The organism is Agromyces sp. Marseille-P2726 (assembly GCF_902809835.1).
In the GTDB taxonomy this organism is placed as follows: Bacteria; Actinomycetota; Actinomycetes; order Actinomycetales; family Microbacteriaceae; genus Agromyces.
Genome location: NZ_CADDWM010000014.1, coordinates 241,906 through 266,900, shown reverse-complemented (window position 1 = coordinate 266,900; position 24,995 = coordinate 241,906). Strand labels below are relative to the sequence as shown.

Sequence of the window (24,995 nt, the reverse complement as noted above, 5' to 3'; positions counted from 1 at the left end):
GGGACAACGGGAAACGGCCCCGGACTCGCGTCCGGGGCCGTTCCGCAGGGGTCGAGACTCAGCTCACAGCGGGAGCGTGAACGAAGTCGTCGTGCCGGTCGGGGTGGTGATGACGAACCGGGTGTCCGCGGTGGCGTCCGCGGGGATCGGGAACGTCACCGTGGCCCGCCCGATCTCGTCGAAGGTGTTCGGCGTCGGGAACGACGGGTCGACCGTCGCGGTGGCGAGCACCGTGCCGTCCTCGAGCGCGACCGTCACGGTGCCGGCCTTCGGCTCGGTCGTGCTGAAGTCGAGCGACGAGAGGTTGACCTCCGCCTGACCGCCGGCAACGCTCACCACGTCGACGCCGACCGCGCGCTGGCGGTAGTCGGGCGTTGCCGTGCCGAACTCCTCGAAGTAGGCCACCATCGCCTCGAGGTCGATCTTGCCGGTGTCGGCCTTGTTCGTGCCCTCACGGAAGGTGACGAAGTTGTCACCGCCCGAGGCGAGGAACGAGTTGGCGCCCACCTTGTAGGTCGCCCCGAGGTCGAGCGGCTCACCGTTCAGGAAGATCTCGGTGATGTGCGATCCCTGAGCGGCCGTCGGGTCGTAGGTGTACGTCAGCGCCTCGTTCACGCCGAGCTTCAGGAACGGGCGGGACGCACCGGCCGGCTGCCATTGCTCCTCGAGGATCTGCTTGATCTGGGCACCCGTCAGGTCGAGCGTGACCAGGGTGTTCGCGAACGGCTGCACGTTGGCCGCCTCGCGGTACGTGGTGCCATCGGCGTTGATGTCGGCGCGCAGGCCGCCCGGGTTCATGAACGTGATCTGCACGCCACGGTCCTGATCGGTTTCGTTCAGCGACCAGAGCTGCACGTCGGCGACGAAGTTGCCGAGCGTGGACTCCCCGCCGCGGTTCTCGACGAGGCCGGGCTGGCCGTTCGGCAGGGTACCCGGGCGCTGGGCACGCATGAACGCGCCTTCCGCGATGCCGATCTCGACGTTGCCGAGCTCGTCGGCCACCGCGGTGGCGGCCGTCACGAGCGGGACGATCGCGGGGTCGGGCTCGTACAGCCACTGGGTCACGTTGCCACTCGAGTCCTGCGCGACGGCCATCGTGTAGATGGTGTTCTCCATCTTGGTGATGGACTTCGTGGCCCGGTCGTACGAGATCTCCATGTTGCTGAAGCGCTCGCCGTACTGGCCGCTCGAGATGACGGGACGACCGTCGATCACGTGGTTGTAGGCCAAATGGGTGTGGCCCGAGACGATGGCGTCGATGTTGTCGTTCGCGCCCAGAACGATCTGCCCGAACCGCGATTCGGGGTCGACGGCGTCGGCGATGTTCGTCGTCGCGGCGCCCTCGTGCACGAGCAGGATGACGATGTCGGCCTCGCCGTTGTTCTTCTTGCCGTCGCTGAGCTGGTCGGCGACGCGGTTCGCCGCGACGACCGGCGCCTCGACCGTGATGTCGGCGATGCCGGCCGGGCTGACCAGCGAGGGCAGCTCGTCGGTGACCGCGCCGACGAACCCGATGGTCACGCCCTGGAACTTCTGCAGCCAGTACTCGGGCAGTGCCGCCTCTCCGGTCTCGGCATCGTGGATGTTGGCGCCCAGGTACTCCCAGTCGGCGAGCGGCATCACGCGATCGGTGAGGTCGGCGAAGCCCTGGTCGAACTCGTGGTTGCCGACGGCGCTGACGTCGAGGCCCGCCGCGTTGAGGCCCTCGATGGTGGGAACGTCCTGCTGGATGAACGACGTGAACGTCGACGCGCCGATGAGGTCGCCCGCCGCCGCGAACACGGTATTCGGGTTCTGCGCGCGGAACGCGTCGACGGCACTGCCGAGTCGGGCGATGCCGGCGGCGGTGCCGGACTGCTCGATGCGGCCGTGGAAGTCGTTGATGGTGACCAGATTGATGTCGACGCTGCGGGCTTCCTTGCCCTTCGGCGACGGTGCAGCCTGGGCCGGTGCCAATGCACCGAGCGTGAGTCCGACGGCCGTCGCCGTGGCGAGCGCCGCCCCGGCGACCATCCGCCTGCGTGAACGTGATTGCATCCCGTTGTCTCCTCTGCGAGTCGCGCGAGGGAGCTTCGGATTCGCATCCCCCGGCCATGCGCCCCCTGACACGCAATGCAGGGGACATCAGCAGCGTACGTTCGGGTTCCCCCTCTGCCAAGAGGAATGCGCGCATTCCTCCCCCGTCGACACCCGAGATCCACCTCGAGCGCTCAGATGAGCACGGATGCCGCGGTCGAACGCGCGGATGCGCGCAGTCGGTCCCGTGGGTCGAGTAGCGCCCGACGAAGTCGGTCGCGTATCGAGACCAGTCGCGTCTCGGTCCCGCCCTCCTCAAAGCCGCACGACCTCGGTGACGCGCAGGACCGCAGCGCCCTCCTCGGCAGACGCATGCAGGTCGACCTCCGCCCGGATGCGCCAATCGTGGTCGCCGGCGGGATCGTCGATCGTCTGCTCGACGTGCCAGACGCCGTCCGCGGCATCCGATTCGTCGATCGTGACCAGCCGCGGCGAGCGCGCGGGGCCGCCCGTGAGGATCTCATCGTGCTCGGCGTAGTAGCGGTTCAGCGCGTCGGGCCACATGGGACCCGGGTCGAGCAACTGGAGCTCGTCGTCGTGATCGAGCGCGGCGAGCTGCACGCGTCGGAACAGCTCGTTGCGCACGAGCACCGTGAAGGCGCGCCGGTTCGTCACCACCGACGGCGGTGGCGGCGGAACCACGGCGGCCTCGTCCTCGGGCAGGTGACTCGAGGGATCGACGAGCTCGTTCCACTCGTCGACGAGACTCGAGTCGACCTGTCGCACGAGTTCGCCGAGCCACTCGATGATGTCGAGCAGCTCCTCGTCCTTCGCCTCGCTCGGCACCGTCTGCCGGATGGCTCGGAAGGCGTCGGAGAGGTACCGCAGCACGAGCCCCTCGCTGCGCGCCAGCTGGTAGTACGACACGTACTCGCCGAACGACATGCTGCGCTCGAACATGTCGCGCACGACCGACTTCGGCGACAGCTCGAAGTCGAGCACCCACGGCTGGGTCGACGCGAACGTCTCGAAGGCCTGGGCGAGCAGTTCGTCGAGCGGTTTGGGCCAGGTCACCTCCTCGAGCGCCTCCATGCGCTGCTCGAACTCGATGCCCTCGCGCTTCATCTCGGCGACGGCCTCGCCGCGGGCCTTGAACTGCTGCTGCGACAGGATCGGCCGCGGGTCGTCGAGTGTCGACTCGATGATCGACACGACGTCGAGGGCGTAATGGCCCGTGCCGACGCCGTCGGTCGCCGTCTCGAGACGGCCCTCGGTCTCGAGACGGCCCTGCGGGCCTCCTCGACCCGCAGAATCCGGACGGCCCTGCGGGCCTCCTCGACCCGCAGAATCGAGACGGCCCTGCGGGCCTCCTCGACCCGCAGAATCCGGACGGCCCTGCGGGCCTCCTCGACCCGCAGAAGGGTCGAGCAGCTCGATGGCCGCGAGCGCGAACGGCGAGAGCGGCTGGTTCAGCGCGAAGTTCGGCTGCAGGTCGACCGTGAGCCGGAGGTCGGCGAGGCGCCCGGGCGCCGTGGGCTCGAGGATCTCGACCACCCCGGCGGCGCGCAGCGTCCGCAGGATCTCGAGCGCACGCCGGGCCAGCTCGTACTGCCGCGCCCGCGGCTCGTGATTGTCGAAGACGAGCGATCGGATGCCGCCGACGACGTCTCCCCCGCGGCCGATCACGTTGATCAGCATCGCCGCCGTCAGCTTCAGTTGCGGCACCAGCGCCTCGGGCTCGGCCGCGACGAGCCGCTCGAACGACCCCTCGCCCCAGGTGACGAATCCCGTGGGCGCCTTCTTGCGCACGATCTTCCGCAGCTTCTTCGGGTCGTCGCCGGCCTTGCGGATCGCGGTCTCGTTCTCGATCTCGTGGTCGGGTGCGAGCACCACGACCGTTCCGGCCGTGTCGTACCCCGCACGCCCGGCCCGCCCCGAGATCTGGTGGAACTCACGGGCGCTGAGCTGCCGCATCCGCTGGCCGTCGTACTTCGAGAGCGCGGTGATGAGCACCGAGCGGATCGGCACGTTGATGCCGACCCCGAGCGTGTCGGTGCCGCAGATGACGCGGAGCAGCCCGCGCTGGGCGAGCGTCTCGACGAGCCTCCGGTACCGCGGCAGCATGCCCGCGTGATGCACGCCGATGCCGGCGCGCACGAGCCGCGAGAGGGTCTTGCCGAACGCCGTCGTGAAGCGGAACCCGCCGATCGCGTCGGCGATCTCGTCACGCCCCTCGCGCGAGACGACCCGGATCGACGACAGGGCCTGCGCCCGCTCCATGGCGGCGGCCTGCGAGAAGTGCACGATGTAGACCGGCGCCTGCCGGGTCTCGAGCAGCTCCTCCACGGTCTCCTGCACGGGGGTCTTCGCGTAGGAGAAGTGCAGCGGCACGGGCCGATCCACCCCCATGACGCGCGCGGTCTCGCGACCCGTGCGTCGCGTGAGGTCGTCGGCGATGGCCGTGACGTCGCCGAGCGTGGCCGACATGAGGATGAACTGCACCCGCGGCAGCGTGATGAGCGGCACCTGCCACGCCCAGCCGCGCTCGGGATCGCCGTAGTAGTGGAACTCGTCCATGACGACCTGGTCGACCGCGGCATCCGGGCCCTGACGCAGCGCGAGGTTGGCGAGGATCTCGGCGGTGCAGCAGATGATCGGGGCATCGGGATTCACCGAGCTGTCACCGGTGACCATGCCGACGTTCCGGGCGCCGAAGATCTCGACCAGCTGGAAGAACTTCTCGCTCACGAGCGCCTTGATGGGCGCCGTGTACCAGGTGCGGCCGCCCCGGGCGACGGATGCCGCGTGCGCCGCGACCGCGACGAGCGACTTGCCCGTGCCGGTCGGCGTGGAGAGGATCACGTTCGCGCCCGAGACGATCTCGATGATCGCCTCGTCCTGCGCAGGGTAGAGCGCGAACCCCCGCTCGTCGGCCCACTCGACGAACGCGTCGTACATCGCGTCGGCGTCGTACGGGCGCGGGGCACGATCGAGGAGCGGCTGGGTCATCCGTCCGAGTCTGTCACGAGCGGCCGGATGGCCCGGTGTCAGGTCGCGGGTGCGAGATCCGCGTTCGGGCCGCCGACCGCCTCGAGGTCCCCGCCGTCCACGAGCGCATCGGCTGCGGAGGTCGCGGGCACCGCCACCGAGATGGTGGGACCCAGGGCGGGCGACCAAACGATGCTGCCGTGCTCGAAGCATCCGCTGAACTCACCGTTCGTCGCGTCGAACTGGACATCGGCCACGGGCAGCCCGAGCGCCGAGCGCTCGCCGCCGAGCAGCGTCCAGATGTCGCGAACCATGCCGTGCACGAGTGCCGTGCCGTGCCGTTCGGTCCAGTAGACGGTGCCGCGCTCGTACTCGCGGCGGTGCACCTCGCCGTCGCCGACGCGTGTGTGCAGCGAGACCGCCTCACCGAGCCAGGAATGCTCGGCGCGCTTCGCGCTGATCGCGGGGACCGCCAGCAGCAGCGGACTCGTCGGGTCGTAGCGCACCGCGGTGCGGAAGTCGCTCCAGGTGATCGAGTGGTCCATCGGGTTCTCCGCTCGTCGGCCCGGCCGTGCCGGGGTGGGGGCCGGGCCGGGCCCGGGAGGAAGAGGGAGCCGGCCGGCACCTCGCGTTCGGAGGTGCGGGCCGGCTGTCGGGTCGGCGCCACCGTGACAGTTCCCCCTGCGATCCGGCAGCGCGCGACCGAGATCAACGTTACGAACGGCGTCGGGCTGGGGCATCAGGGGTACCCCTGAACGTCGTGATCGGGCTTCCGGCGGTCGAGGACCACCGAAAGCTTGATCCGCCCGGGCGCGGCCCACTAGCGTGCCGAGAGGCCCGTGAGCGGGGCGCCGACCGACGCAGGAGGAGCACATGCTGATCGCCCCCGATGTGGGTTCCGAATCGACCGCCCGGCCGCAGGCCGGCCAGTTCGACGCGGCGCTGGTCGTCGTGCACGGCATGGGCAACGCCCATCGGAGCCAGATCCTGCTGGAGTGGGCGGAGCCGCTGCTCGAGCGCATGGACTGGGTCGCGCGCGACCGCATGATCGGCGCCGACGAGACCCACGGGGTGACCATCCACGAGTCCGACCTCTCGGGCGACGTTCCCATGGTGACGGCCACCGTGCGGTTCCCGAAGCGTCGCGATCCCGACGCCCCATCGGATGCCCCGGTCGAGACGGTCGAGCGCAACGTCGCGATCCTCGAGGCCAGGTGGTCGGAGTCCTTCGTGCCGATGACCCGCGCACAGGTGTTCAAGTGGGCCGTACCGTTCATGTGGCGGGCGATCACGCGCAGCCTCGGGTTGTTCTGGAACACGATGGTCGTGCTCTCGTGCCTCACCCTCGTGCACCGGCTTCGCGCCCCGAAGCAGGTGCTGCTCATGCCGAAGCCAGTGAACTTCCTCGTCGACCTCGTGCGGCTCGTCATCTCGTCGCTCGCGTACGTCGTGGTCTGGGTGTTCCTCGTGCTGGTCGGCGTCGTGCTCACGCCGATCCTCCCGCTCCTCAGCCCGCTGCTGCTCATCCCGTGGTTCAAGAACATCGCCCAGGGCGTGCTCGACCAGCTCGTCGAGTCGATCGGCGACGTCGCCTCCTGGAAGGAGCGACCCGTTCGAGCGTCCGCGATGCGGCTCGTGGTGCGCGACGCGCTCGAACGGGCGAAGCAGCTCGTCGGCGACGACGGCGAGGTGCACCTCTTCGCCCACTCCCAGGGGGCCGCCGTCGCCACCTTCGCGCTCTTCGAGGAGCTCGAGCCCGCGAAGCTCAACGTGCGTCGGCTCACGACCGTCGGTGCGGCCGTGGTGCTGCTCGGCCGGGAGAAGTGGCAGGGTCGCAAGGACACGTACACGCCCGTGAACACGTGGATCGAGAAGAACCGGAACGCGCCGGAGCACGAGCGCGTGGCCTGGTCGAATCACTGGGCGATCTGGGATCCGTTCTCGGCCGGCCCGATCGCCGACACCAAGCGGGAGGCGCGCAAGCGCTGGCAGGCCGCGTACTTCCCGTCGCCGGCGACCGACGCGCTCGGCCCCGAGGAACACGCCGTGCACAACACCAGCCAGCCGATCCTCGACCACGGCATGTACTTCGCCAACACGGTGCAGGTCGTCGAGCCCACCGTGCGGCACCTGCTCGGACCCGACTTCCCGACGGTCACCGCGCCGGTCGACTACATCCGCAACCGCCTCGTCGTCATCGACAAGAAGTCGCTCGGGCTGTCGACGATCGCCGCCCTCGTGATCGCGGCGATCCTGCCCGGGCTGTCGGGGGCGTCGGCGTTCCTGGCCCTGGTCATCACGGCGGTCGCACGTGCCATCGGCTGGGTGATCGGGCTCATCCCCGGCCTCGACGGATCGGCACCGCTGAACCTCGTCTCGTTCCTCCTCGACGAGAACGCGAATCCCACGCGGCTGACCCCCATCGGCTGGGTCGTGGCCTCGGCGCTCGTCGCGGCGCTCCTCATCTGGCTCAACCAGCTCATGCAGAAGCAGACCGAACGCTCGATCGTCTGGGATCGGTGTCCCCTCGACGTGCGCACCTGGCTGGTGCTGACCGCACTCCCACGCGCGATCTACGTGGCCGGCGCCGCCCTCGTCGTCTGGTTCGCCATCGTCGACTGGGTCGAGCCGCCGCTGGATTCGGGGTGGCTGGCGTTCTGGGCCGTCGTGCTCATCGTCGTCGCGGCGTTCGTCATCGCCGAGCCGCGGTTCGCGCCGGCGCCGGTCGTCGTGCCCGAGCGCGAGTCGCTCGACGCGCCGTCGTCGATCCTGCCCCCGGCCGAGCGCATGCGCCTCGGCGTCGCGATCGAGAGCGCCGAGTACACGCAGGAGCTCGCGGCGCGCAGGGCGCTGCTCGACCCCGAGGGCGCCTGGGCGACGTGGTGGGCGAAGCACTTCCACGGATGGGTGCCGCGGCCCGAACCCGATGCCGCCGGGCTCGACGACCGCACCGTGCGGGGTGCCTGAGTTCGCGCACCGAGCTCAGCGGGCGCCGGCATCGCGCCGCGGTCTCTCGGCCGTCGGGCGGATCACGCCGCCCGGGTCGCCGCCCGTCACGACCTCCACGATCGCCTCGATGAGCCTGAACGGCACCACCGACGCGACGTGCACGACGATGAGGGGGGTCAGCACGGCGCTCGAGTACGTCAGCAGCAGCACGAGCGAGGCGAGTCCCCTCGCGAGCCACGCGAGCGCCGCGAGCGCCGGAACGGGAACGAGCAGCAGCCACCAGGGGTTCCAGAACGCAGCGACGGATGCTCCGACCACGAGCAGCGCGCCCACCACCACCTGCGCGAGCAGCAGCACTCCCCCGGCACCGCCGAACTCGCGCTCTCGATCCGCGGAGACCCAGGCCCACATGAGCCACGCCCGCAGGAGCGGTACGCGCTGCTCGCGCAGCGCCGTGCGGAACACGCGATCGTCTTCGGTGCGCTGGGCGAGCGCTGCACGCCGATCGCCGAGCTCCGCGGCATCCGTCGACCGCTCGTCATGCAGCACCGCCGGCGCGGACTGCCGTCCGTAGCTCGCGATGAAGCTCCACAGCCACATCGGCACGGACGCGAGGTCGGTGACACCGTGCCGGCGCTCCCGGAGGGGCGTCGACGGCCCAGGCGGCGGAATGGACGGCGCGGGCGGCGCTGCCGCCGCAGCCGGCACCCGGTACCGCCGGCCCGTCACGGGGTCGTCGTACACGAACCCGTCGCGAACCTCGAAGCGATACCCGTCAGCGGGCCGCTGCGCCAGCAGCAGCTCGTCGAGCGGGCGTCCGTCGTCGGTCAGGAAGGGCATGCAGCCTCCGGGGTGCTCGCTGGTTCGGTGCTCGCGACCATCCTGCCCTGATCGCTCAGCCGAGGAGCAGCGCCACCGCGAGCAGCACGGGCACGGAGCCGATCGTGGTGAGCAGGACCGTGTCGCGCGCGAGGACCTCGGCGGTCTCGTACCGCTGCGCGAAGTTGTAGACGTTCTGGGCGGTGGGAAGCGCCGCCAGTACCGTCACCGCGTACAGCGCGACGCCGTCGAGCCCGAACGCGAACCGCCCGAACGCCCAGGCTGCGAGGGGCATGGCGATGAGCTTCAGCGCCGTGGCGAGCAGCACGTCGCGTCGGCCGGTCCCTGCGGCGAGCAGACGCTGGCCGTGCAGCGACATCCCGTACGAGATGAGCATGACCGGGACGGCGGCGTGGCCGATGAGCTCGATCGGCTCGAGGACGATGGGTGGCAGGTCGATGCGGGTCACCGCCACCAGAACTCCCGCGAGCGATCCGATGATGATCGGGTTCAGCAACGTCGAACGCAGGATGGCGCGAACCGACGTGCGGCCCTCGACCTGCGCGCCGAGCGTCGCGAGCGCGAACGGCGCGAAGATGAGCAGCTGCAGCAGCACGACGGGTGCGGCGAAGGCGGCGTCGCCGAGCATGTACACGGCGATCGGGATGCCGAAGTTGTTGCCGTTCACGTAGCCCGACGAGAGCGAGCCGATCACGGTGTGCGAGATGCTCCGGCGCCACGCGAGCAGCGCGACGAGGGCGAAGGCCAGCATCATGGTCACGGCCGCCACCGCCGAGACGGGCAGCAACGCCGAGAACAGCGCACCGACGTCGGCGGTCGCGAGCACGGAGAACAGGAGGAACGGCGCGAGCACGTAGAACGCGAGCAGCGCCAGCACCTGACGGCCGCCCGGCCCGAGGATGCCGGTACGAGCGGTGACGTAGCCGACGACGACGGCGAGTGCGATGATCGCAAAGCCCGTGAGGATCTCGATCACCGGCGATCGCCACCGTCGGTCGCCGCGTGCACGTGGGCCATCGCCCCACGCTATCGCTGGTCGCACCGCACCTCCGCGGCCTACGCTCGAAGGGCACGCCGAGCCGAGCGAACGGGGAGACGATGGCCGAGTCAGTCGAGCGGCGCGAGGGATTCGAACGAGCGGCCGAGGCGGCATCCGTACCGCTGGAGATCGTCGACGCGTGGTGGCGCGCGGCCAACTACCTCAGCGTGGGGCAGATCTACCTGATGCGGAATCCGCTCCTCGACGCGCCACTCGGTCGCGACGACGTCAAGCCGCGGCTGCTCGGCCACTGGGGCACGTCGCCCGGACTCAACCTCGTCTACGCGCACCTGAACCGTGCGATCGTCGAGCGCGGGACGCCGACGCTCTACGTCTGCGGGCCCGGGCACGGCGGCCCGGCGATGGTTGCGAACACGTGGCTCGACGGCACGTACTCCGAGCTGTTCCCGGCCGTCACCGCCGATCGCGCCGGCATGGAGGTGCTGTTCCGCCAGTTCTCGTTCCCGGGCGGCATCCCGTCGCATGCCGCACCCGAGACGCCGGGATCGATCAACGAGGGCGGGGAGCTCGGCTACTCGCTCATGCACGCCTTCGGCGCCGCGCTCGACAATCCGGGGCTCGTCGTCGCGTGCGTGATCGGCGACGGCGAGGCCGAGACCGGGCCACTCGCGGCGAGCTGGCGCGCGCACACCTTCCTCAACCCTGTGACCGATGGAGCTGTGCTGCCGATCCTGCACCTGAACGGCTTCAAGATCGCGAACCCGACGCTGCTCGCGCGCATCCCCGAGCCCGAGCTCGTCGACTTCCTGCGGGGCAACGGCTACGACCCGCTGCTCGTCACAGGCGGCTTCGACGGCGAGGACCCGATGCTCGTGCACACGCGAATGGCCGACGCCATCGACGTCGCGTACGACCGCATCGCCGACATCCGGGCGGATGCCACCACGGGCGCGTTCGACGATGAAGCGCCGCGCTGGCCCACCATCGTGCTGCGAACCCCCAAGGGCTGGACGGGCCCGAGCGTGGTCGACGGGGTGCAGGTGGAGGGGACGTTCCACTCGCACCAGGTTCCGCTCGCCGGGGTGCGCGACAACCCCGAGCACCTCGCACTGCTCGAGGAGTGGTTCCGCTCCTACCGTCCCGAGGAGCTCTTCGACGCCGACGGGCGCCCCGTCGCCGAACTCGGGGCGCTGCGGCCCGCCGGCGACCTGCGGATGAGTGCGATGCCGCTCGCGAACGGCGGCACCCTGCAGCCGCTCGAACTGCCCGACACCGCGCCGTTCGCGCTCGAGGTCGACACCGACGAGCGCGGTTCGAGCGGGCTGGCGATGACGACGATGGGCGCCTGGTTCGCCGAGCTCGTGCGCCGCAATCCCGACGACGTGCGCCTGTTCGGGCCCGACGAGGTGCTGTCGAATCGGCTCGGGGCGGTGTTCGACGTGACCGCGCGCGTGTGGGCGGCTCACCTGCATCCGCTCGACGAACATCTCGCGAGGTCGGGTCGCGTCATCGAGTCGCTCAGCGAGCACCTGATGCAGGGCATGCTCGAGGGCTACCTCCTGACCGGGCGGCACGGGCTCATCACGAGTTACGAGGCGTTCATCCACATCGTCGACTCGATGTTCAACCAGCACGCGAAGTGGCTGGAATCGGCGAAGGAGGTGCCGTGGCGCGGCGACGTCGCCTCGCTCAACTACGTGCTCTCATCGCACGTGTGGCGCCAGGACCACAACGGCTTCTCGCATCAGGATCCCGGCTTCCTCAACGTGGTCGTCAACAAGCAGGCGGAGATCGTGCGGGTCTACCTGCCGCCCGACGCGAACACGCTGCTCGCGGTCATGCGACACGCGTTCGACACGCAGAACCGGGTGAACGTGGTGATCGCGGGCAAGCAGCCGCAGCCGCAGTGGCTGACCGCCGACGAGGCCGATGCCCACGTCGCGGCCGGGCTCGGCGTGTGGGAGTGGGCGGGCAACGAGCCGGGATTCGACGCCGGCGACCCCGCGGCATCCGTGCCCGACGTCGTGCTCGCCTGCGCCGGGGACGTGCCGACCATGGAGGCCGTCGCCGCCGCGCAACTGCTGCGCGAACGGCTGCCCGAGCTCAGCGTGCGGTTCGTCAACGTGGTCGACGTGATGCGGATCCAGGACCCGTCGCACCATCCGCACGGCATGAACGACCTGGAGTTCGACGCGATCTTCACGCGCTCGTCTCCCGTGATCTTCGCGTTCCACGGGTACGCGTCGCTGATCCACCAGCTCGCCTACCGGCGCACGAACCACGCGAACCTGCACGTGCGGGGCTTCATCGAGAAGGGCACCACGACCACGCCGTTCGACATGCTGCACCTGAACGACCTGGATCGGTACCGGCTCGCGCTCGACGTGCTGAACCGCGTACCCGGGCTGGCCGGGCAGCCCGGCATCGCCGAGGTCGCCGACGAGTGGCACGCCGCCAGGGCGGCGGCGCGCGACTCCGCCTACGAACACGGCGAGGACCCCGAGTGGCTCACGGGATGGCGGTTCCGCCCCGCTCCCTCTTCGGGTTGAGGAGCGCCGAAGGCGCGTCTCGAAACCGCTCGCGAAGACGGGTTTCGAGACGCCCGCGGTGCGGGCTCCTCAACCCGCAGGAGCGCCTTACCAGCGGTCGTGCACGAGCGCCCGGATCTCGCGGTCGTACAGCTCGCGAACGGCGGCGCCGAATTCGTCGGGGAGCTCGAGGGAGCCCGCCGCCGCGTTCGCGCGCGCCTGCTCGGGGGTGCGGGCGCCGGGAATCACGGTGCTGACGCCGGGCTGCTCTGCGACCCAGGCGAGCGCGACCTGGGCTGCAGTGGCGTCGGGGGCGGCCCGACGAGCGAGCTCGGTGAACTCGGCCGCCGCGCGGACCCCGGTCGCGTAGTCGACCCCTGAGAACGTCTCGCCGACGTCGAACGATTCGCCGTGGCGGTTGAAGTTGCGGTGATCGTCCTGGGGGAACCGGGTGTCGAGCGTGTACCGGCCCGAGAGCAGCCCGCTCGCGAGCGGCACGCGTGCGATGATGCCGACGCCGGCCTCCCGAGCAGCGGGGAGCACCTCGTCGAGCGGCTTCAGCCGGAACGCGTTCAGGATGATCTGCACGGATGCCACGTGCGGGCGTGCGATGGCCGCGAGCGCCTCTTCGACCCGTTCGACGCTGACCCCGTAGTTCGCGACGGCGCCCTCGTCGACGAGGGTGTCGAGCGCGTCGTACACCCGGTCGTCGGAGTACACCGAGGTGGGCGGGCAGTGCAGCTGCACGAGGTCGAGGGTGTCGACGCCGAGCTTGGCACGCGAGCGATCGGTCCACGCGCGGAAGTGCTCGAGCGAGTAGTTCTCGTGCTCCTGCGGCATGCGTCGGCCCATCTTCGTGGCGACGGTGACGCGGGCGTCGGGGTGCTCGCGAAGCCATCGACCGATGAGCGACTCGCTGCGCCCGTCGCCGTAGACGTCGGCGGTGTCGAAGAGGGTGACGCCCGACTCGTGCGCCGCATCGAGCACCGCGAGCGCGTCGGCCTCGTCGACCTCGCCCCAGTCGGCACCGAGCTGCCAGGTGCCGAGGCCGATGATCGAGACGCTGCGGCCCGTGCGGCCGAGGATTCGAGTCTGCATGGTCGCCTACGATATCGGCACGGCGTGCCCGCTCACGACGATGCCGCCGTGCTCGGGGATGTCGACGGTCAGTTCGCTCGGGCGACCGACGTGCCGGCCCTGCTCGATGAGCACGCGGGCCGGCGGCGTGACGGCGCCGAGGTCGCGCAGGTATCCGCCGACCGCCGCCGCCGCGGCACCCGTCGCCGGGTCCTCCGTGATCCGGCCCACCGGGAAGATGTTGCGCGCCTCGAATCGGAGCACGGCCCCGGGTCCGTCGGGGAGGCGATGCAGCACCGTGATCGTCGCGGGCCACTCCTGCGCATCCATGAACGCGCGTGCCGCCCCGGGGTCGAAGGTGAATGCGTCGAAGACGGCGGGGCGTGCGATCACGAGCACCGGGTGCCGGTTGCCGGCGAACGCGATGCGCGGCGGATACCGCTCGTCGAGGTCGGTCCGGTCCACGCCGATGAGCTCGAGCAGCGCCTCGAGCACGAACTCGGGGAAGTGCTCCGTCGCGGGCTCGACGCTGGTGAACGCGGCACGGAGTCCGGCACCGTTCGCCGCCGTCTCGATGACGACCTCGCCGACGGGCGTGGCGAAGCGCACCGATCCGGGCCCATCGCGCTCGGCGATCGCGATCGCCGTCGCGATCGTCGCGTGCCCGCAGAACGGCACCTCGGCGACGGGCGAGAAGTAGCGGATGACACGGGTACCGCCCGACTCGTCGGTGACGAACGCGGTCTCGGAGTACCCCACCTCGGTGGCGATGCGCTGCATCTCGGCGTCGTCGAGGCCCCCCGCGTCGAGCACCACGCCGGCCGGGTTGCCGCCGTCGGGATCGTCGGCGAACGCGGCGTAGCGCAGCACCCTCGGTCGGGTCATGACGCCGTCACGATGCCCTCGCCGGCGTGTACCGCGTCGCCGACCACGTGTCGGCCACCGCGCTCACCTTCGTGTCGCGCCAGCCGGCCGGCCGCAGCACGGAACGCACGGCGTCGTCGCCTGGGGCCCTGGTCTCGCGGCCCTTGCCATGCACGATCCAGACGTGCGTGTCGACCCCGCATTCCCGGAACCACACGGGCAGCGAGGCCAGCTCGGCGTCGGTGCGAATGACCACGACCACGACGTCGGCCTCCCACGGCGCGACGCGCGCGGCATCCGCGAGTGCCTCCTCGAGCTCGGGTCGCGGCAGCTCACCCCGCACGGCGACGGTCGCCTCGCCCGACACGCCGAGCTTCTCGGCCAGCGACGGGGGCGTCGTCGCGAGTGCGTCCGCCCATGCGGACGCCGCCGAGCCCAGCCGGAATCGGAAGGTGTCGCCGTGGGCGACGAACGAGACGACGCCGTCGCTCGCCTCGACCTGCGACCAGGCATGGCGCGGGACCGTCAGGCGACGCTCGCCCGAGATCTGCAACCCTCCCGATTCGAGATGAAGGATGACATCGGCTGCGCCGTGTTCGCCGATCCAGGTCGCCTTGGCCTGCCGTCCCATCTAGAAGAACCCCCGGGAACATGATCCACGCCGATCCGCCGCGATGCAATGCCCCAGTGGGGTGTCGAATGGGGGATGAGGCGACAGCCGATGCCGCGAGCCGAACCCGGAGGCCGGCCCGCGGCATCCGCTGCCTCGGGTGATCGCGTCAGGCCTGCTGCTCGGCCCCGAACGGCCGCCGTGACTCCTCGGGGATGAGCGGATGCTCGGCGCGATCCCTGATCTGCTGCACGCTCCACGAGTTGCCGTCGGGGTCTTCGAAGCCGAAGAAGGTGCCGCCGTCGCGCTCATCGAACACGACGATGTCGCTCGCAGCGACGCCGCGCGCGAGCAGCTCGGCGCGAGCGGCCTCGGCATCGGCCACGACGAGCTGCACTCCCTTCAGCGCGCCGGGCGTCATCTCGTTCTGCGATGGGAGCGTGCCCACGACGATCGAACAGCCCGAGCCGCGTGGGGTGAGCTGGGCGAAGCGCTGGTCGCCGATCACGGTGTCGTGGTCGAGGTCGAATCCGACCTGGTCGCGGTAGAACTCGATGGCGCGGTCGATGTCGGTGACCGGCACGATGACGACCTCGAGCGTCCAGTCCATGGTGTCCTCCGGTGGATTGCGGGTACGGGTGTGGTGGTGGGGCGGATGCCGCGGCATCCGTTCGCATCAGGCCGCGAGGAGTGCGTCGAGACGCCGGTAGCCGTCGGTCAGTCCCCCTTCCATGCCGCTGGCGACCATGCCGTCACGGGACTCGACGCTCGGGTAGACGGAGTGGATGCGCAGACGGGTCCGACCGTCGCCGAGGTCTTCGAACGTCAGCGACTCGATCGCCACGACGTCGGGGTAGCCCTCGAACTCGAAGGTCTGGATCGCGAACTCGTTCTCGCGCACCGTGTGGAACGTGCCGTTGAAGCCGTAGGACTGGCCCTCGGCGTCGGTGTGCACGTAGCGATAGCCGCCTTGGGTGGTGAAGTCCCACCGCTCGATGGTCATCTCGTACCCGTTCGGGCCCAGCCATTGCCGGACGAGCTCGGGGTCGCGATGGGCGTTGAACACTGCGGCGACCGGCGCGTCGAACTCGCGCTCGATGTCGATGAAGGGAAGGCCTTCGGGGGCCGACACGGTGACGGGGTTGGTGGTGGTGGTCATGATTCAGTCGCTTCCTCTGCGGTGCCGGCGGTGGCGCCGGCGTCGGATGCCGCGACCTGCGAGTCGCGGTGGGTGGCGAGCAGCGCGTCCAGGTTGCGGAACCGCTGCTCGTGGATCAATCGATAGCGATCGATCCACGCGGTCAGGGCCTCGAGTCCCGCCGCATCGAGATGCACCGGCCGTCGCTGTGCGTCGCGCGTTCGCGTGACCAGGCCGGCGTGCTCGAGCACCTGGATGTGCTTCGAGACCGCCTGCTTGGTGATCGAGAACGGCTCGGCCAGCTCGTTGACCGTGGCGGGCCCGCGGCTGAGACGGGCGATGATGCGCCGACGCACCGGGTCGGCGAGCGCCATGAAGGCGCGATCGAGGCGGTCGTCGGCGCTGGGATCGAGGATCACGACCGCCTCCTTTCGTCAACCCGGTGCTTGATCAATCTCTTGGTTGATTACGATACGACGGAGCCGACTCCGCGTCAACCGCCAGATGAGACCCTCGCGGAGAGCGCCCCTCGGGAGCAGAATCGGACCGGACGGAACGAACCGAACGGTCGCGAACTGCGGGGTGCCGCGACGAGCACCCACCATGTGCGACGATCTCAACCCACCCGGGAGGACACCATGGCCGTGACGCTCAACCCCTACATCAACTTCAAGGACAACGCCCGCGAGGCCCTGGAGTTCTACCAGTCGGTGTTCGGAGGCGACCTCAACGTGAGCACGTTCGCCGACTTCCAGGCCGCGCAGGACCCCGCTGAGAACGACCTCATCATGCATGGTCAGCTCGAGGGCGCCCAGGGAATGGTGATCATGGGCGCCGACACGCCCAAGCACATGGAGTTCCGGGCGCCCGCCGGAATCTCGATCTCGCTGTCAGGCGACGACGACGCCGCCCTCCGCAGCTACTGGGACAAGCTCGCCGACGGCGGCACGTTCATCCAGCCGCTGGAGGTCGCGCCATGGGGCGACGCGTTCGGCATGCTCACCGACCGCTTCGGGATCACCTGGCTCGTCAACATCACCGGCGCCGCGGCCTGAGCGGAGGGAGCTCTCCGCGCAGCTTACCGACGCCCCGAACTCGGTCAATCCCCTCGCCGCGAGCGCCCGGAGTACCTAGCGTGTCGGTGAAGCGGCCTGGGCTCCCGGACTGACGGTCCGTCGCGCCGGGGCCGAGAGGTGGTGGAACATGACTGGTTGGAATACGGACACACTCGCGAACTCGGCCGGGCCAGGTGCGGTCACCATCGTCGAGGGGACCTCGTTCTGCGTGTCCGCGGAGAACGGCGACATGCTGCCCGAGCTGCCGCACGGTGCCTTCTTCCGCGACACGCGAATCGTCTCCCGATGGAACCTGCTCGTCGACGGCTCTCCAGTCGAGCCGCTCTCGTGCATGAGCTCGGAGCCGTTCCGGGCGTTCATGGTCGGGCGAGCGGGGCACGTGCCGGGTCGGGCCGACACGCCGCTGATCGTCGAACGCGACCGACGCGTGGGCGTGGGAATCCTCGAGGAGATCACGCTGCGGAACTTCTCCCGGGAGCCGATGGCGTTCTCCATCGAGCTCGTGATCGAGGCGGATTTCGCCGACATCTTCGAGGTGAAGGAGGGACGGGCCTCCCGCCGGCCGCGCCCCATTCAGGAGGAGGCGCTGGGCCGGCTCCGGATCGGGCCCCCTCGAGGCGACGGCTTGAGCCTGCTCGTGTCGGCCGACGGAGCCGAGTTCCGCGGCGACCGGATCGCGTTCGACGTGGTCCTCGAGCCTCGCGGCACGTGGTCTCGCGGCATCCGCGTCGCACCGTCGGGGGAAGGGGCGGGCGTCGCCCTCGGCCCCGATGGCGAGGACAGCAACCTGCAAGCACCGCAGCGACGGTTCCTCGCCTGGCAGTCGGGCTCGCCCGTGTCGTCGCTCGAGGACGATGCGATGGAGCGCGTCATCCGCCAGAGCCAGCGTGACTTGGGTTCACTTCGGATCTTCGACCCTGCGCATCCCGATCGTCCGGTGATGGCCGCCGGTGTCCCGTGGTTCATGGCACTCTTCGGCCGCGACTCGCTGCTCACCTCGTTCATGGCGTTGCCGCTCGATCCGTCCCTCGCGCTCGGCACCTTGGGAACACTTGCCGAGTTGCAGGGCGAACGTGTCGACACGTCGTCAGAGGAGGAGCCTGGCCGCATCCTGCATGAGGTGCGCCTCGGCGCCACCACCAACCTGGCGCTCGGCGGCAGTTCGGTCTACTACGGCACGGTCGACGCGACGCCGTTGTTCGTGGTCGTCCTCGGCGAACTGGCCCGGTGGGGCGGCCTTCCCGCCGACAGCGACGGCCTGCTCGCAGCCGCCGACCGGGCGCTCGACTGGGTGGGCGAGTACGGCGACCGGGACGGGGATGGATTCGTCGAGTACCACCGCCTCAACGAGCACGGCCTGATCAACCAGGGCTGGAAGGACTCCTGGGACGGCATCAACTTCGCCGACGGTGAGCTCGCCCAGTCGCCGATCGCGCTCTGCGAGGTGCAGGGATACGTGTACGCGGCGTTCGTCGCCCGGGCGACGCTCGCGTCGCACCGGGGCGATGACGACACGGCTCACACGTGGCTGGAGCGCGCCGACGACCTGAAACGCGAGTTCAACGAGCGGTTCTGGCTCCCCGATCGCGGGTACTTCGCCGTCGCGCTCGATCGCGACAAGCGGCCCGTGGATGCCTGCGCCTCGAACATGGGCCATTGCCTCTGGAGTGGGATCGTCGACGATGACAAGGCGGAGGCTGTCGCCGAGCGCCTGCTCTCGCCCGAGATGTTCAGCGGATGGGGCGTTCGAACGCTCGGGACCGACATGGCCGCGTACAATCCGGCGAGCTACCACAACGGGTCCGTCTGGCCGCACGACAACGCCATCATCGCCGCCGGCCTGATGCGGTACGGCTTCGTCGAGGAGGCGAACCGCATCGCGTCCGCCCTGTTCGAGGCCGCCGGGCACTTCGGTGGACGCCTTCCCGAGCTGTTCTGCGGATTCGATCGCTCGCGCTATCCCGAGCCGGTCTCGTACCCGGCGTCGTGCTCGCCGCAGGCCTGGGCGGCCGCGACACCGCTCTCGTTGCTCCGAACCACGCTGCGGTTCGACCCGTCACTGCCCACCGGCGACATCTGGGTGGCACCCACCTCGGCTGCGCACTTCGGCGACATCCACCTCCGGAACGTGCCGTTCGCCGGCGGCCGGATCTCATTGGACACCTCGCGTTCGGGCACGTCGATCAACGGCCTGCCCGACGGCATCACCCTGCACCACGAAGCGGCCCCGCGCGTCATGGTGCCGACCCGAAGGGAACGCGCATGAGAATCGGCATCATCGCTCCACCGTGGATTCCGATCCCGCCCGAGGCGTACGGGGGCATCGAGTCATTCATCGACACCCTGGCGCGGGCGCTCCACGATGCCGGTCACGACGTGCTGCTCGCGGCATCCGACGACAGCACCACCCCGGTGCCCAAACTCGAGGGCCTCGAGCCGTCGGACCCCGAGACGATGGGTGTCACGTCGCACGAGCTGCGGCATCTGCTTCGTGCGTTCCAAGGCCTCTCGGATGTCGACGTGATCCTCGACAACACGGTCGCCGGTCCCATCGTCGCCAAGACGGCCACGACGGTTCCGGTGGTGACCGTGGCGCACGGGCCGCTCATCCCGCTCGAGCAGGAGCTCTACCTCGCCGCCGCATCGGATGTCGCGTTCGTGGCGATCTCGCACAACCAGGCGTCCCTGGCCGGCCAAGTGCCGATCGCCCGGGTCATCCATCACGGCATCTGCGTCGACGACGTGCCCTTCGGTGCGGGTGGGGATGCGGCCTGCTTCGTCGGCCGGATGCATCCGACGAAGGGCATCCCCGAGGCGATCCGGGCCGCGGAGTTCGCCGGGATCCCGCTCCGCATCGCCGCGAAGATGCATGAACCCGACGAGGAGGAGTACTTCAACGAGGTCATTCGTCCGGCGCTCGGGTCCAACGCCGAGTACGTAGGCGAACTGTCGGCCGCTGAGAAGTACGAGTTGATGGGCAGCTCCTGCGCGATGCTCAACCCGATCCAGTGGGACGAGCCGTTCGGTCTGGTCATGATCGAGGCGCTGGCCGCCGGGACGCCGATCGTGGCCACCCCGCGAGGGTCGGTCGAGGAGATCGTCGAGGAGGGACGCACGGGGTTCATCCGGTCGGAGCCCGAGGATCTCGCGCTGGCCCTCGGCCAGGCGTCGACCTTGGATCGGGAAGCATGCCGCCGGTCGGCCGAGACGCGCTTCTCGGACACCCGGATGGCCGCCGACTACGTGGCCCTGTTCGAGGATCTCCTGCGCGGCCGGGCGCGACCGTCACACGCGGGAGCCGCCCGGAACGCCGCCATCAACGACTGACGGGGTTCAGTCGAACAGCTCCGCCGAGAGCCAGTTCTCGTTCTCCGGCAGCTGGGCCAGTAGTCGATCCCGAAGCGAGCGGATGCCGCGCCGTGCACCTCTGGGAGGCGCCGGGGTGCGGCATCCGCTCGTCGCGGTGGAGTCGAGGACTCAGCCGATGACGGTGATGTTCTCGGCCTGCAGGCCCTTGGGGCCGCGGGCGGTGTCGAATTCGACCTTCTGGTCCTCCTCGAGTGAGCGGTATCCGCCCGACGCGATCGCGCTGAAATGCGCGAAGACGTCGGCAGTGCCGTCATCCGGGGCGATGAAGCCGAAGCCCTTGTCGGCGTTGAACCACTTGACGGTTCCGGTTGCCATATTCATTTCCTTCTGTAGAGCCGAGCCGCTGAACGGCTGCGACGTGCACGACTCGGGGCCGTGCGGGGTTCCGACGGCGACGTCCGCCGCCGGAAGTGCGTGGTCGATCAGACCCGACGGAACTGGTTCACCATCGGGCAGTCGAACGGGTCGCGCGCGGCGAGGCCGACGCGGTTGAGGTAGCGGACCACGATGCCGTACGAGTTCATCAGCGTCGTCTCGGTGTAGGGCACGTCGAGCGTGGCGCAGTACTCGCGAACGATCTCGCGCGTCTTCGCGAGGTGCGGCCGCGGCATGTTCGGGAACAGGTGGTGCTCGACCTGGTAGTTGAGCCCGCCGAAGAGCGCGCTCGCCCAGAATCCGCCCGAGATGTTGCGTGACGTCAGCACCTGCTTCGAGAAGAAGTCGAGCTTCGCGTCGGCGGGGATGATCGGCATTCCCTTGTGGTTCGGAGCGAACGAGGCGCCCATGTAGATGCCGAACACGGCGAGCTGCACGCCGATGAACGCGAACGCCATGCCGAGCGGCAGCACCCAGAAGATCGCGCCGAGGTACACGGCGAAACGCGTCGCGATGAGGCTGAGCTCGATCCACCGTCCCTTCACCGGGCCCCGCTCGAACAGCGTGCGGATCGATCGGAAGTGCAGGTTGAGTCCTTCCAGGGTCAGCAGCGGGAAGAACAGCCAGCCCTGGTTGCGAGTGATGAGCGCCATGAGGGCGCGCTGCTTCGCGGCATCCGACTCGACGAAGGAGATGGTGTCGAACTCGATGTCGGGGTCCTTGCCGAGCTTGTTCGGGTTCGCGTGATGGCGGGTGTGCTTCGTCATCCACCACGAGTAGCTGATGCCCACGACGCCCGCCGCGAGGAGGCGTCCGACACGGTCGTTCGCCGGGCCCGACTCGAGCACCTGGCGGTGCGATGCCTCATGGGCGAGGAAGGCGAACTGCGTGAAGATGAGTCCCAGCGCACCGGCGATGAGCAGTTGGAACCACGAGTCGCCCAGCAGGACGAACCCCGTGATCGCACCGCCAAGCGCCAGTGCGAGCAGCGAGACGAGCGCGAGGTAGAACCATCGCGTCCGGTTCAGGAGCCCCGACTCGCGAACGACGCGTGAGAGCGCGGTGTAGCTGCGGGTGATGTCGGCAGAGCCGGTACGGGGCTTCGTCGCCCGAATCGCACCGAGGGTTTCGGCGTGAGAGATGGTGCACGTCCAAGCTGGGTCGTCGACTTCCCAGCCGGGGATCGCGGGCAAGGCGCCCGCTGCAGATACCCTCACCCTACGCGACCCCGATGCGAGGCGCCTGTGACGCACACGATTCGGCCGGCGAAGCGGCAGCGACCTCAGCTCGCCGCGGCATCCGCAGCAGTACGCAGGTCGGCGACGAGCGCGTCGAACGCCTCGCGGCGCTTGGCCGCGTCGTCGATGCGGAGGAGGGCCGACGGATGCGTCGTCACGAGCACCGGCGCCGGCAGTGCGGATGCCGCGCCCGCGGCATCCGGCGGAAGCACTCGACCGCGCACCTCGCCGATGCGCACCGTGCGCCCGAGCACCGACCGCGCCGCGGTCGCCCCCAGCGCAACGACGACGTCGGGGTTCACCACGTCGAATTCGGCCTCCAGCCACGGCCGGCACGCGACGATGTGCCCGACCGATGGCTTCTGGTGGATGCGACGCTTGCCGCGGCGTTCGAACCTGAAGTGCTTCACGGCGTTCGTCACGTAGACCTGCCGGCGTGGGATACCCGCGGCGTCGATGGCATCGGCCAGCACCCGACCGGCCGGGCCCACGAATGGCTCACCCTCGAGGTCCTCGCGGTCGCCCGGCTGCTCGCCCACGAGCATGAGGCGCGCGTCCTCCCGACCCTTCGAGAACACGACGTGGGTCGCGTCCTGCCACAGCTCGCAGCCCCGGCAGTCGGGCGCCGCGGCGCGGAGCTCGTCGAGGCCGGCTCCGCTCGGCACCCACTGCTCGGCGCCGGGACGTTCCACGTCACCCGCCATGGCGCGACGCTACGCCGGCGCCCCCTTCGTCGGAAGGGGGTTGCCAAGCGCTCGGGCCAGCCCGGCCTGGGGTGCACACTGAACGGGTGCGCATCATCGTCATCAGCCGCCTGGTGTGACGATATGTGACGAACGCCCCCGCCAGCCGAGACTGTGGGGGCGTTCGAGTGGAGAATCCGAAGCTCAGATGCTGCGGATGTTCTCGGCCTGCAGACCCTTGGGGCCCTGCGCGACCTCGAACTCGACCTTCTGGCCCTCGTCGAGCGAGCGGTACCCGCTGCCCGTGATGGCGCTGAAGTGCGCGAAGACGTCGGCCGAGCCGTCGTCGGGAGCGATGAAGCCGAAGCCCTTTTCGGCGTTGAACCACTTGACGGTTCCGGTTGCCATACTGCTGTCCTTCTAATCAATGGGCCGCTTACTGCGGACCCGAAGCGATCGACGGTCGATCGCAGCCTCGGCGACACGGTGCCGCCGAAGCGAGGGGGCGAGGGGCGGGTGTGCGCTGCGGCAGCCGCCGTCTCGTATCGGGTCATGCCACGCGGATCGGTCCGCCTCCGGGCAATCAGGATGGAGGCGCGGGCAGTTGCCCGCCTGATGGAGGAATCGTGGGATCTACCCTATCGGTTCCCGCCGGCGTTCTGAAGGTCGAGAGCGGATCGTGACGTGCGCCGATGGATCGCCTCGGCTGCGCTGCCCGCGACGCGGGAAGCGAACATGCGGCAAGATGCCAGCCCACTCGTAGGAATCGGGAGCAGAATCGAGGGATGAACCGCCGCCCCCTGCGATTCGTCGCCCTCGCCTATGCCGCCCTCGTGCTGTGGGTGACCCTCGGGCCGGCGCCGTGGCGGACGAGCGGGCACCAGGTCGCCGGCGGCATCCTGAACCCCCAGGCGTGGACCGACTCGGTCACGTGGACGACCGGATATCTCGCGGAGATGGCGTTCAACGTGGCGCTGTTCCTGCCCGTCGGGATGCTCGCGGCGTTGCTCATCCGCCGTCGGCGATGGCCCCTGGCCCTGCTCGCCGGATTCGCCTTCACCGCGGTGATCGAGCTCGTGCAGGCGCCGCTCGATGACCGCATCTCAGATCCTCGCGACCTGGTGATGAACACGACCGGCGCCGTCTTCGGCGTGCTGCTCGTGATGGCGGCGCGGATGGTGCGCCGGTCGGGTGCGGTCGCCGCGATCCCCGTGACGGCGCCGACGCCGATCGTCGCCCCACCGCCCGCCGACGACGACCGCGCCCACCCCGAGCCGGTGGGCGCGAGCTCCGGGCGATCCGCCTCGGTCGGCGACGGACACGCCGCCTGACGCTGCCGCGCCGCAGCCTTCGGGGCGAGTGCTCGGCCGCCGCTACAGTGTTCGGGTGACCTCCCCCACCGCTCCCGCCTCCCCCGCGGGTCCGTCGCGGGTGCGGTTGGCGATCGTCGGCGCAGCCGGCGGGCTCTTCTCGGGAGCGTTCGGCGTGGGCGGCGGCATCCTGATGGTGCCGCTGCTCATCACCTTCGCCGGCCTCGACCAGCGACGCGCCTCATCGACATCGCTCGCGGCGATCGTGCCGGCGGCCGTCGCAGGATCGGTGACGTACCTCGTCAACGGCGAGATCGACCTGCTCGCCGCCCTCTTCGTCGCCGTCGGAGCCGTCGTCGGCTCGTGGGTGGGCGCGTGGCTGCTCCGCACGCTCTCGCTCGACTGGCTTCGCTGGTTGTTCATCGCACTGCTCGTCGCCGTCGCGGTGCGCCTGGTGGTCGTGACGCCGGTGCGAGGCGGCGGACTCGCCGAGCTGGACGCCGCGACGATCGCCGGCATGGTCGCCCTCGGAGTGGTGATCGGGATCGCCTCGGGGCTCTTCGGCATCGGCGGCGGCGTCATCATGGTGCCCGCGTTCATCGCCCTGTTCGGCATGGGCGACCTGGTGGCCAAGGGCACGTCGCTCCTGGTCATGATCCCGACGGCCGTCAGCGGCACCGTGGTCAACGCGCGCGCCGGCATCGTCGACGTTCGCGCGGCACTCGTGGTCGGCGTCGCGGCGACGATCGCGTCGTTCGGCGGCGTCGCGATCGCCTTCGTGCTCTCGCCCGAATGGTCGGCATGGCTGTTCGCCGCCCTCATCGTGGTCGCCGCGACCCAGCTCACGATCCGCGCGATCCGGCTGCAGAAGAAGGGGCGGCGCGACGACTGAGACCCGGCCACACCGGGCCGGGCGGCCGTTACGAAGACCCGG

22 protein-coding genes are annotated in these 24,995 nt (G+C 69.9%); 7 read left to right on the top strand and 15 right to left on the bottom strand.

The annotated features are described in order from the left end of the window. Positions 1 to 63 precede the first annotated feature (63 nt). From HUS56_RS10700 to HUS56_RS10690, 3 genes are all read right to left on the bottom strand, one after another. Positions 64 to 2,037, bottom strand: a complete 1,974-nt coding sequence (locus HUS56_RS10700) for a bifunctional UDP-sugar hydrolase/5'-nucleotidase (RefSeq protein ID WP_173923418.1) — start codon at positions 2,035 to 2,037, stop codon at positions 64 to 66. Positions 2,038 to 2,331: 294 nt separating this feature from the next. After that, entirely contained in the window at positions 2,332 to 5,025 is a 2,694-nt protein-coding gene (locus tag HUS56_RS10695) for an RNA helicase (RefSeq protein ID WP_173923417.1), read from the bottom strand. A 38-nt stretch (positions 5,026 to 5,063) separates the two neighbouring features. Then, positions 5,064 to 5,549, bottom strand: a complete 486-nt coding sequence (locus HUS56_RS10690; protein WP_173923416.1) for an LGFP repeat-containing protein — start codon at positions 5,547 to 5,549, stop codon at positions 5,064 to 5,066. 328 nt (positions 5,550 to 5,877) lie between these two features. Here HUS56_RS10690 and HUS56_RS10685 point away from each other — a divergent pair, with 328 nt between their 5' ends. Next, positions 5,878 to 7,971 (top strand): hypothetical protein, encoded by a 2,094-nt coding sequence (locus tag HUS56_RS10685; protein WP_173923415.1) that lies wholly within the window; start codon positions 5,878 to 5,880, stop codon positions 7,969 to 7,971. 15 nt (positions 7,972 to 7,986) lie between these two features. Here HUS56_RS10685 and HUS56_RS10680 read toward each other — a convergent pair whose 3' ends face one another. Next, complete coding sequence (locus HUS56_RS10680; RefSeq protein WP_173923414.1) at positions 7,987 to 8,793, bottom strand: DUF1353 domain-containing protein; 807 nt, start codon at positions 8,791 to 8,793, stop codon at positions 7,987 to 7,989. A gap of 55 nt (positions 8,794 to 8,848) precedes the next feature. Beyond that, the gene (locus tag HUS56_RS10675; RefSeq protein ID WP_173923413.1) at positions 8,849 to 9,769 is read right to left on the bottom strand and encodes an AEC family transporter; all 921 of its coding nucleotides are present in this window, start codon (positions 9,767 to 9,769) and stop codon (positions 8,849 to 8,851) included. A gap of 122 nt (positions 9,770 to 9,891) precedes the next feature. Between HUS56_RS10675 and HUS56_RS10670 the strand changes: the two genes are divergently transcribed. After that, positions 9,892 to 12,342 carry a phosphoketolase gene (locus tag HUS56_RS10670; protein ID WP_173923412.1) on the top strand — a complete coding sequence of 817 codons (2,451 nt, stop codon included), beginning with the start codon at positions 9,892 to 9,894 and terminating at the stop codon, positions 12,340 to 12,342. Positions 12,343 to 12,429: 87 nt separating this feature from the next. Here HUS56_RS10670 and HUS56_RS10665 read toward each other — a convergent pair whose 3' ends face one another. The 6 genes from HUS56_RS10665 to HUS56_RS10640 form a co-directional block, all read right to left on the bottom strand. Beyond that, complete coding sequence (locus HUS56_RS10665) at positions 12,430 to 13,419, bottom strand: aldo/keto reductase (protein WP_173923411.1); 990 nt, start codon at positions 13,417 to 13,419, stop codon at positions 12,430 to 12,432. A 6-nt stretch (positions 13,420 to 13,425) separates the two neighbouring features. Then, positions 13,426 to 14,283 carry a PhzF family phenazine biosynthesis protein gene (locus HUS56_RS10660; protein WP_173923410.1) on the bottom strand — a complete coding sequence of 286 codons (858 nt, stop codon included), beginning with the start codon at positions 14,281 to 14,283 and terminating at the stop codon, positions 13,426 to 13,428. 7 nt (positions 14,284 to 14,290) lie between these two features. After that, on the bottom strand, positions 14,291 to 14,893 hold the full coding sequence (locus HUS56_RS10655; protein ID WP_173923409.1) for a hypothetical protein: 603 nt from the start codon (positions 14,891 to 14,893) through the stop codon (positions 14,291 to 14,293). Between the two features lie 148 nt (positions 14,894 to 15,041). Continuing rightward, positions 15,042 to 15,482, bottom strand: a complete 441-nt coding sequence (locus HUS56_RS10650) for a VOC family protein (protein ID WP_173923408.1) — start codon at positions 15,480 to 15,482, stop codon at positions 15,042 to 15,044. 66 nt (positions 15,483 to 15,548) lie between these two features. Then, the gene (locus tag HUS56_RS10645; protein ID WP_173923407.1) at positions 15,549 to 16,031 is read right to left on the bottom strand and encodes an SRPBCC family protein; all 483 of its coding nucleotides are present in this window, start codon (positions 16,029 to 16,031) and stop codon (positions 15,549 to 15,551) included. Beyond that, on the bottom strand, positions 16,028 to 16,384 hold the full coding sequence (locus tag HUS56_RS10640) for a helix-turn-helix transcriptional regulator (protein ID WP_217424013.1): 357 nt from the start codon (positions 16,382 to 16,384) through the stop codon (positions 16,028 to 16,030). The genes HUS56_RS10645 and HUS56_RS10640 overlap by 4 nt, the downstream gene beginning before the upstream one ends. Positions 16,385 to 16,648: 264 nt before the next feature. On the opposite strand from HUS56_RS10640, the gene HUS56_RS10635 reads away from it, so the two are divergent. The 3 genes from HUS56_RS10635 (at position 16,649) to HUS56_RS10625 (ending at position 20,413) form a co-directional block, all read left to right on the top strand. Further along, the gene (locus HUS56_RS10635; RefSeq protein WP_173923406.1) at positions 16,649 to 17,065 is read left to right on the top strand and encodes a VOC family protein; all 417 of its coding nucleotides are present in this window, start codon (positions 16,649 to 16,651) and stop codon (positions 17,063 to 17,065) included. A gap of 148 nt (positions 17,066 to 17,213) precedes the next feature. Beyond that, complete coding sequence (locus HUS56_RS10630; protein ID WP_173923405.1) at positions 17,214 to 19,352, top strand: amylo-alpha-1,6-glucosidase; 2,139 nt, start codon at positions 17,214 to 17,216, stop codon at positions 19,350 to 19,352. Continuing rightward, on the top strand, positions 19,349 to 20,413 hold the full coding sequence (locus HUS56_RS10625) for a glycosyltransferase (RefSeq protein WP_173923404.1): 1,065 nt from the start codon (positions 19,349 to 19,351) through the stop codon (positions 20,411 to 20,413). Before HUS56_RS10630 ends, HUS56_RS10625 begins: the two co-directional genes overlap by 4 nt. Before the next feature lie 150 nt (positions 20,414 to 20,563). On the opposite strand, the gene HUS56_RS10620 is transcribed toward HUS56_RS10625, so the two are convergent. The 4 genes from HUS56_RS10620 to HUS56_RS10605 all read right to left on the bottom strand — a co-directional run bounded on the left by HUS56_RS10620 (position 20,564) and on the right by HUS56_RS10605 (position 23,159). After that, positions 20,564 to 20,770, bottom strand: coding sequence for a cold-shock protein (locus HUS56_RS10620; RefSeq protein ID WP_173923403.1), 207 nt, complete (start codon positions 20,768 to 20,770; stop codon positions 20,564 to 20,566). Between the two features lie 107 nt (positions 20,771 to 20,877). Then, complete coding sequence (locus HUS56_RS10615) at positions 20,878 to 22,014, bottom strand: acyl-CoA desaturase (RefSeq protein ID WP_173923768.1); 1,137 nt, start codon at positions 22,012 to 22,014, stop codon at positions 20,878 to 20,880. Positions 22,015 to 22,112: 98 nt separating this feature from the next. Then, complete coding sequence (locus HUS56_RS10610; RefSeq protein ID WP_173923402.1) at positions 22,113 to 22,772, bottom strand: UdgX family uracil-DNA binding protein; 660 nt, start codon at positions 22,770 to 22,772, stop codon at positions 22,113 to 22,115. 183 nt (positions 22,773 to 22,955) lie between these two features. Then, positions 22,956 to 23,159, bottom strand: a complete 204-nt coding sequence (locus HUS56_RS10605) for a cold-shock protein (RefSeq protein ID WP_173923401.1) — start codon at positions 23,157 to 23,159, stop codon at positions 22,956 to 22,958. 377 nt (positions 23,160 to 23,536) lie between these two features. On the opposite strand from HUS56_RS10605, the gene HUS56_RS10600 reads away from it, so the two are divergent. Then, on the top strand, positions 23,537 to 24,082 hold the full coding sequence (locus HUS56_RS10600; protein ID WP_173923400.1) for a VanZ family protein: 546 nt from the start codon (positions 23,537 to 23,539) through the stop codon (positions 24,080 to 24,082). 55 nt (positions 24,083 to 24,137) lie between these two features. After that, positions 24,138 to 24,953: a sulfite exporter TauE/SafE family protein gene (locus HUS56_RS10595; protein WP_173923399.1), complete on the top strand. Its 816-nt coding sequence runs from the start codon at positions 24,138 to 24,140 to the stop codon at positions 24,951 to 24,953. Positions 24,954 to 24,995 lie beyond the last annotated feature (42 nt).

Excerpts from the sequence above, each read along its gene's own strand:
- HUS56_RS10700 (WP_173923418.1), bottom strand. The coding sequence starts at position 2,037 with ATGCAATCACGTTCACGCAGGCGGATGGTCGCCGGGGCGGCGCTCGCC.
- HUS56_RS10695 (WP_173923417.1), bottom strand. The coding sequence starts at position 5,025 with ATGACCCAGCCGCTCCTCGATCGTGCCCCGCGCCCGTACGACGCCGAC.
- HUS56_RS10690 (WP_173923416.1), bottom strand. The coding sequence starts at position 5,549 with ATGGACCACTCGATCACCTGGAGCGACTTCCGCACCGCGGTGCGCTAC.
- HUS56_RS10685 (WP_173923415.1), top strand. The coding sequence starts at position 5,878 with ATGCTGATCGCCCCCGATGTGGGTTCCGAATCGACCGCCCGGCCGCAG.
- HUS56_RS10680 (WP_173923414.1), bottom strand. The coding sequence starts at position 8,793 with ATGCCCTTCCTGACCGACGACGGACGCCCGCTCGACGAGCTGCTGCTG.
- HUS56_RS10670 (WP_173923412.1), top strand. The coding sequence starts at position 9,892 with ATGGCCGAGTCAGTCGAGCGGCGCGAGGGATTCGAACGAGCGGCCGAG.
- HUS56_RS10665 (WP_173923411.1), bottom strand. The coding sequence starts at position 13,419 with ATGCAGACTCGAATCCTCGGCCGCACGGGCCGCAGCGTCTCGATCATC.
- HUS56_RS10660 (WP_173923410.1), bottom strand. The coding sequence starts at position 14,283 with ATGACCCGACCGAGGGTGCTGCGCTACGCCGCGTTCGCCGACGATCCC.
- HUS56_RS10655 (WP_173923409.1), bottom strand. The coding sequence starts at position 14,893 with ATGGGACGGCAGGCCAAGGCGACCTGGATCGGCGAACACGGCGCAGCC.
- HUS56_RS10650 (WP_173923408.1), bottom strand. The coding sequence starts at position 15,482 with ATGGACTGGACGCTCGAGGTCGTCATCGTGCCGGTCACCGACATCGAC.
- HUS56_RS10645 (WP_173923407.1), bottom strand. The coding sequence starts at position 16,031 with ATGACCACCACCACCAACCCCGTCACCGTGTCGGCCCCCGAAGGCCTT.
- HUS56_RS10640 (WP_217424013.1), bottom strand. The coding sequence starts at position 16,384 with ATGGCGCTCGCCGACCCGGTGCGTCGGCGCATCATCGCCCGTCTCAGC.
- HUS56_RS10635 (WP_173923406.1), top strand. The coding sequence starts at position 16,649 with ATGGCCGTGACGCTCAACCCCTACATCAACTTCAAGGACAACGCCCGC.
- HUS56_RS10630 (WP_173923405.1), top strand. The coding sequence starts at position 17,214 with ATGACTGGTTGGAATACGGACACACTCGCGAACTCGGCCGGGCCAGGT.
- HUS56_RS10625 (WP_173923404.1), top strand. The coding sequence starts at position 19,349 with ATGAGAATCGGCATCATCGCTCCACCGTGGATTCCGATCCCGCCCGAG.
- HUS56_RS10620 (WP_173923403.1), bottom strand. The coding sequence starts at position 20,770 with ATGGCAACCGGAACCGTCAAGTGGTTCAACGCCGACAAGGGCTTCGGC.
- HUS56_RS10610 (WP_173923402.1), bottom strand. The coding sequence starts at position 22,772 with ATGGCGGGTGACGTGGAACGTCCCGGCGCCGAGCAGTGGGTGCCGAGC.
- HUS56_RS10605 (WP_173923401.1), bottom strand. The coding sequence starts at position 23,159 with ATGGCAACCGGAACCGTCAAGTGGTTCAACGCCGAAAAGGGCTTCGGC.
- HUS56_RS10600 (WP_173923400.1), top strand. The coding sequence starts at position 23,537 with ATGAACCGCCGCCCCCTGCGATTCGTCGCCCTCGCCTATGCCGCCCTC.